Here is a 566-nt window from a genome sequence, read left to right on the forward strand (position 1 = left end):
TATCGTGCGGCGGTCTATTGCAGGCTGTCAAAGGACGATGACCTGCAAGGCGAAAGTGCCAGTATCGCAAACCAGCGTGATATGCTGGAAAAATACTGCGAAAAGCAGGGATGGGAGGTTGTGGCAGTCTATCAGGACGATGGCTTCACAGGTCTTAATATGGAGCGTCCTGATTTACAGAGAATGTTGAGAGCCATTGAGCGCAGGCAAATCAACCTTGTCATCACGAAAGACCTCAGCCGACTGGGGCGGAACTATCTGCAAACCGGGCATTTGATTGAGGACTTTTTCCCAAGAAACGGTGTCCGCTATATCGCCATGAATGACGGTATCGACACCCTGCGGGATAACAACGATATTGCCCCGTTCAAGAATATCCTGAACGAGATGTACAGCAAGGATATTTCCAAGAAAGTCCATTCCTCTTATCTTCTGAAAGCGCAGAAAGGACAGTTTACCGGGTGTCTTGCCCCGTTTGGGTATCGGAAAGACCCGGAGGACAAAAACCATCTGCTCATTGACGAGGAAACCGCCCCGATTGTGCGGCTGATTTTCGGATATGCCCT

The 566-nt window shown here is 49.8% G+C and carries 1 protein-coding gene; it reads left to right on the plus strand.

Annotated elements, in window-relative coordinates:
* Window positions 1–566: recombinase family protein (locus DW059_RS15770; RefSeq protein ID WP_158552153.1), on the plus strand; the 566-nt coding region annotated here is incomplete at both ends.

This window comes from Roseburia sp. AF42-8 (genome assembly GCF_003435965.1).
In the GTDB taxonomy this organism is placed as follows: Bacteria; Bacillota; Clostridia; order Lachnospirales; family Lachnospiraceae; genus Roseburia_C; species Roseburia_C amylophila.